Source organism: Campylobacter concisus (assembly GCF_902460545.1).
In the GTDB taxonomy this organism is placed as follows: domain Bacteria; phylum Campylobacterota; class Campylobacteria; order Campylobacterales; family Campylobacteraceae; genus Campylobacter_A; species Campylobacter_A concisus_AE.
Genome location: NZ_CABPUE010000007.1, coordinates 279,707 through 286,453 on the forward strand (window position 1 = coordinate 279,707; position 6,747 = coordinate 286,453).

The following is a 6,747-nucleotide window of genomic DNA, read 5'->3' on the forward strand; positions in this document are numbered from 1 at the left end:
TTATAAAGATAGTATATAATCACGCAAAAATTTAAATAATACAAAAAATAATAATAAGGAGTAATCTTGGCTAAAGAAGCTGGAGTAGTAAAATTTATTAGTGGCAAGGCGGTCGCTATCGATCAAAACGGAAATGAGAGAGAGCTAAAAGTAGGTGACATCCTTTATATGGGAGAGAGTATCAAGACAAGTGATGCAGCTGACAAAATAACAATTGTTTCAAATAATGGAAAAGAGATTACGATTGTAGGCAATGATACGCTTGCATTAAATCAAAGTACTATAGGCGCGGAAGGTTTGGCAGATGTTAGTGATTTGCAAAATGCTATTTTAAATGGCGGAGATTTAACAAAACTTGAAGAGACCGCAGCTGGTGGAAATACTGCTGCTGGTGGTGGAGATGGTGTTAGTCTAAGTGACGCTAAATTTGCTGAGGGTGGACACTATTCAAACATTAATGCAACATATAGAAATTTAAGTGATACAAACAGAGCTTTTGCATCATACGATAGCCCAATAAGCGGATACAATGGTGGAGATGATACTATAATCCCAAGCAATCCTCTTGTAACTTTTATAAGCGATCTTAATAACGATGGTACTTTAAGCAGGGTTGAGCATGCACGTGATACAAATTTAAATACATCAAAAGTTCTTATTACGATTCCAAATGATGGTACAGTAAGGGCCGGAGATATACTAAATATCACTATAACTAAGCCAGATGGTAATACTGAAAATAAAACAATTCCTATCACTCCAACTATCATAAGCAATGGTTATCAGTTTGATGCTCCAATACAGACTGGTAAAATTTCAAAAGTTGATGCAACTATTACAAATTTTCAAGGAAATGTTAGTGGTAGAAGTGAAGATAGCGTAACTTCAAGTGGTTTTAGTGCTCCAGAGGTTAAATTTACAGAGGATAATGGTCCTGATAATAATCTATTAACATATACTGAAAATGCTAAAGATGGCAAATTAAATGAAACTCCAGTACTTATAACTGTAAAAGATGTGATTGTTGGAGATGTGCTTCACGTGACTTTAACAAAGCCTAATGGTACAACCGAGGTTAGAAATGTATCTATTGATCAAAACATAATAGATAATGGATATAAGATAGATAATATGCCAGTTGAGCACGGTAAGCCTTCAAAAGTAGAAGCTTACGTAGCAGATAGCACAAACAAGATGAGAAGTGCAACTGCAAGTGACTCTACTACTCTTGATGTAAAACCGACTTTGAAATTTACTGAAGATACAGATGATAATATCTATCTATATGATAATGAAAATAAGCAAGATAACGACTTTAGAAGCACGACGGTAGAAATAACTCTACCAAAAGATGTAGTTATTGGCGATAAGATTGTTATAACTTATACCGATCCACTAACTAAGCAAGATACAACAAAAGAAATTTCTCTTACACAAGAGATGATTGATAATCAAAAAGTAAATACCTCTCTTCCGATATTTCCAGATGTAAGAACATCAGCTAGTGTTCATGTGGTAGATAAAAACAATGTTCGAAAAAGTGAAGAGTCAGATCAAGATAGTGTAATGCCTATTGGTAGAAATTTAGAAATGACATTACCAGAAGAAAAGACTCTTCATGAAATTTCAAGACAAGAAAGTACTGATGACAATGAAGTAAATAAAACCACAGCAAGGATTACTCTGCCAAATAAAATTGATAATGGCGATAAGCTTACGCTAACTATTACTGGACCTGATCCTGATGATCCTGTAAATAATCCTTCTAAAACTTATACAAGAGAATTTACTATACATATGGATAGTAAAGGTGTCGTAACTAGTGTAACAGAAAATGGAACTTCTAATGTTTTAACGCCTATAAAAGCAGGTGATAATCAATATATCATCAATGTTTCTGGTATCCAACTAAAGCATGGAGAAGATACGACTATTAAGGCCAAAGTTACAAATTTAAATCCAAATAGACATACATCCATAAATGAGTCAGAAGTATCGGCTAGTTTAGAATATGTAAAAAAACCTGAAGTTATCTTTGGAGAGGCTAATGGCACTAGGAGTATGAGCAGAGAGCAAGCTATGAGTGATCATGATCTTAATAGCACGACAGTCACTATAAAGCTTCCTAAAAATTCAGTAAGTGGAGATAAACTAACTGTAACTATAAAAGAGCCAAATGAAGCTACTGCTAGAGAAATAAAATATACTATTGGAAAAGATAATAATGGTAAGTTCTTTGTAAAAGATAGCGATGGCAATAAAGTAGATACAGAAACAGATGGTAGAAGCTTTAAAATTTCTGGCATTAAGACAGCAACTGGTCTAGAAACTAAAGTAACAGCCGAGATACAAGATAAAGATGGTATTCAGCATGCAGAAGATACAAGCACGGTTACTATCTCAAATATAAACGATATGGCGGTATATTTCAAAGAGGACGCTGACCGTAACGTATCCTTAACGAGAGCAGAGAGTAAAGACGCAGATGGCGACCTACATAAAACTACAGTAGTAGTAAAAGTGCCAAATAACGTTATAGTTGGTGATGTGGTAACTGTAAAAATAGATAATGGCACTTCACCTAAAACTTATAAGGTTACAGGTAGAGATCCAAGCGGTAAAATCATGCTAGAAGATACTTCTACTCATACTTCTATAACTGCAAGTGATAAAAATGAGATAGAAATTCCTGGCGTAGAGATCATTGCTGGCAAGACCATCAATGTAACTACTGAGACCACCGATGCAAGTGGCGGCAAGAAAGCCGAAGCTCAAAATCATAATACTCTTGAAAAGCTTCATGAAGACATGGAGATAACTTTTGAAAAAGATACCAATAATGATGGTATTTTGGGCAGCACAGAGGCAACCGGAGCGACTACTATAGCAACTATCAAGCTTCCTTCAAATTTTGTTTTAGGTGATAAATTAATAGTAGAGTCACATAACGAAGACACGCCAAACAATAAAACAACTAAGACATACGAGATAGTAAAAGATAATAACGGCAAATTAATAGCCAAAAATGGTAGTGAAGAGCTTGATATTACAGATGATGCTGATAGCAATAAAGTGGTCAAATATACACTTGGCTTAACAGAAGATCATAAGACTATCATTAGTGCCAAAGTTACTGATAATACTGGTGCTGATAAGGTTGAGACAAATAGCGATATTACGCTTGATGCTCAAGGTAGCGGTTCTGGAACAGGCTTTAGGCTATTCATTTATGAGGATAAAGATAGAAATGGTGTTCTAAGTAGAGATGAGGCTATGAAGGATGGAAATTTAAATACCACTTCGGCGACACTTCAAATCCCAACCACTGTAAATAGTGGCGATATTATAAAAGTCAAGGTAAATGGTGGAGCAGAGAAAACCTATACCGTTGCTTCAAATGATGGTACAAACGTTACCATAAAAGATGCAGGTGGCAGTATTGTTGCACTTGAGTCAGGAAATAAACTAAAAATTTCTAATGTTCATATAGATAAAGATCATCCAGCAGTGGTTGAAGCTACTATAAATGGAGTAACAAAAATAGCTAAAGCTACATTGGAGTCAGTAGATACTAAAAATTTAAAGATTGAATTTGTTGAAGATAATGCAAGTAGAGACAATGTAATAGATAGAGATGAAGCTATTTTGGACAATAATATAAAAAAGACAATTATAAGCGTTCAGGTGCCGCATAATGTCACAAATGGTGATAAGATAGCAGTAACTATAAAAGAGCCTAAAGCCGATGGTACTACGGCTGATAGGACAATAAATTACACAGTTTCAAAAACTGCCAATGGTAAAATTTCACTTACAGATGATACTACTCATGTTACTACACAGTTAGCAAACAATACTATAAAAATTCCTGGTGTTGCTATGCTTCCAGGTCGCGAAACTAGTGCAGTAGCTACTATAACAAATGGTGCTGAGACTACAACTAGTAGCGAAGCAAAAGCTAAACTTGCACCTTTAAGTGAAGCGGGATTAAGTGTAAGCATAGTTGCTGATAAAAATGATAATGGTATTATCTCAAGAGATGAGTCAGGCAGTAAAATTTCAAAGGTTCATGTTTCTATCCCAGGAAGTGTTGTAGCTGGCGATAAGATAGATGTCAAGATAACGAATCCTGATGGATCTATTGCGACTAATCATTATAAAGTTATGGGAAAAGATGTAAATGGAAAAATTACACTTAAAAATTTAGATGATGGTTCTCAACGCACGCTTGATAGGGATAATCCACTTGATCTTGATGCTACTATCGCAGTTGATAAAGAAACAAAAGCTGAAGTTACTCTAACTGACACATTTGGTGAGAGCAAAACAGTAAGCGATACGGCACATGCTGAAATTGATGCTATAAGAGGCATCATGTTTAATAAAGATATAAAAACCTCAGAAAATGGCGAAAGGTCTACTACAGTTAAAGTTTATCTTAATGAAGATGCTAGAGATGGAGATACGGTAGAGTTTAAATACACTGATCCAGACAACCATGCACTAACCAAGACCGCAACATATACTCTATCAGCTGCAGATATAGCAAAAGGCACATTTGACCAAGAGCTTGATATCAATGCAAGATCAGCCTATGATCTAAATGTTAAAGCCTCGCTTAAAACTTCAGATGGCTTAGAGTCTAAATCTTATGAGCCTTATAAACCACTTCATATAGGCGTTGAAAACTATACGGTTAAATTTGACGCAAGTAAAGATATGAAAGGTGGCGAAGGTCATGATACTTTGGTGTTTGATAAGCAAATAGTTGATCTTAGAGGTATTAATAATCTTGATTCAAAAGTGGAAAGCTTTGAAAACCTTGAGCTTAAAGGAGAAACAAAGATCAAATTTAATGCACAAAATATCCTTGATATCACTGATAATCCTGATACGGTGCTTAAGGTAAAAGGTGGTGATGTTGATGCTAATGGCAATAAAATCACAAAAGTTGATCTAGTTCATAAATGGACCGCAGATCATTCATATGATACTGCTGGATTTAAAGGCTACTCAAGCATAGATCAAATAAATGGAAAAACTATCCATATCCAAATAGACGACAAAATCCACACCGATCTTTAATCCCCAAAATGAGTGCGTAAATTCGCACTCATTTCAAACTCAAACTTACATTATTTTTTAAGTCTTGTTTTACTAATATTTGCTCCTTAAAGGAGAAGATATGAAAAATTTAATAGCCGTTATTATAGTTATTGTTGCACTTGCTTTTGGTGCTTTTAAGTATATAAATTCATTTGTTGCACTTGATGAAAATGTAAATGCAAAGTGGTCACAGGTGTTAAATCAATATAAAAGAAGAGCCGAGCTTGTGCCAAATTTGGTTGAAACTGTAAAAGGCTACGCAGCTCATGAGCAAAAAATTTTTGAAGATGTGGCAAATGCTAGAAGCAAGAGCATGCAAGTAAGCGTTGATGCAAGTGGTCTTAGCGATGAAGCTAAGATGAAAGAATTTATGACAGCACAAAGCTCATTTGGCTTGGCACTTGGTAGGCTTATGGCAGTTAGCGAGAACTATCCAGAGCTAAAAGCAAATCAAAATTTCTTATCTCTTCAGAGTCAGCTTGAAGGTACGCAAAACCGCATAAGCGTAGCAATGCATGATTATATCGAAGCTGTAAAAGAGTATAACGTAGCCCTTAGAAGCTTTCCAAATAAATTTATAGCAAGTGTTTTTTATCCTGAGTTAAAGCCAAAACAAAATCTTGAAATAAGTAACGAAGAGAAGATAAATCCAAAAGTTTCATTTGAGAAATGATGAAGAAAATTTTTGCTCTTTTGTTTTTTACATTTTGCTTTTGTTTTGCCATAAATTTTAACGAGCAGATAAATGATGAGGCTCAAATTTTCTCTAAAAATGAGAAAGCTGAGCTTTTAAGCTTGGTGCAAAATTACGAGCAAAATAGTACGACGCAAATTGCTATAGTGACGCTTAAATCACTAGAAAATAAAAGTATAGAAGAGATCTCTCTTGAAATAGCTAGAGGCTACAAGCTGGGACAAAAACAAAGCAGCAATGGAGTGCTTTTAATAATCGCTCCAAACGAGAGAAAAGTACGTATAGAGGTTGGTTATGGACTCGAAGGTGTGCTAACTGACGCTATATCAAGCCAGATCATAAATGATGTGATAGTGCCTAAAATTAAGCAAGGAGATATGGGCGGTGGCGTGATAGATGGCATAAGAGCCATCATAAAAGTGGCTAGTGGTGAAGAATTTGAAAGTGTGAGTAATGATGAAGAGATACCATTTGGAATAGTTGCCTTTTTTGCCGGCATGATCTCGTGTTTTATCTCTGGCTTTTTAGGTAAATTTTTTATGCGAATTGGCTTTAGCGCGTGTTTTGCGGGGCTTACATCTACGGTATTTGAGCAATTTTTTGGCGTGCAAAATTACTTCATTGTCTTTGCCATTGTGTTTGTAATATTTTTTATTATTTTAAAAAATGCCTTTAAAAAAAATACTCAAAGCAAAAATACATATAGTGGCTTCAGACGAGATAGATCAGACTCAAATAGTAGTGGCAGCAGCCATTCTAGTAGTTCAAGAAGTGGTGGTTTTAGTGGCGGCGGAGGCGGTTTTGGCGGAGGTGGGGCAAGCGGCAGCTGGTAAAATCCCATCAAAGATTAGCTTGTAAAGCTTAAATCCTTTAAAATATATAAAAACTTAGGAGCAAAGATGCTAGCCGGCGAGCTGCTTAAAAGCCATTTTGCTAAATTTGATCTA

3 protein-coding genes are annotated in these 6,747 nt (G+C 35.4%); all 3 read left to right on the top strand.

What is annotated here, in order from left to right; genetic code table 11:
• Nucleotides 1–66 precede the first annotated feature (66 nt).
• Entirely contained in the window at nucleotides 67–5,085 is a 5,019-nt protein-coding gene (locus tag FZ949_RS06580) for a retention module-containing protein (protein WP_148790266.1), read from the top strand.
• 100 nt (nucleotides 5,086–5,185) lie between these two features.
• Nucleotides 5,186–5,779 (top strand): LemA family protein, encoded by a 594-nt coding sequence (locus tag FZ949_RS06585; protein WP_148790267.1) that lies wholly within the window; start codon nucleotides 5,186–5,188, stop codon nucleotides 5,777–5,779.
• Entirely contained in the window at nucleotides 5,779–6,633 is an 855-nt protein-coding gene (locus FZ949_RS06590) for a TPM domain-containing protein (RefSeq protein ID WP_180998611.1), read from the top strand. The genes FZ949_RS06585 and FZ949_RS06590 overlap by 1 nt, the downstream gene beginning before the upstream one ends.
• Nucleotides 6,634–6,747: the final 114 nt, after the last annotated feature.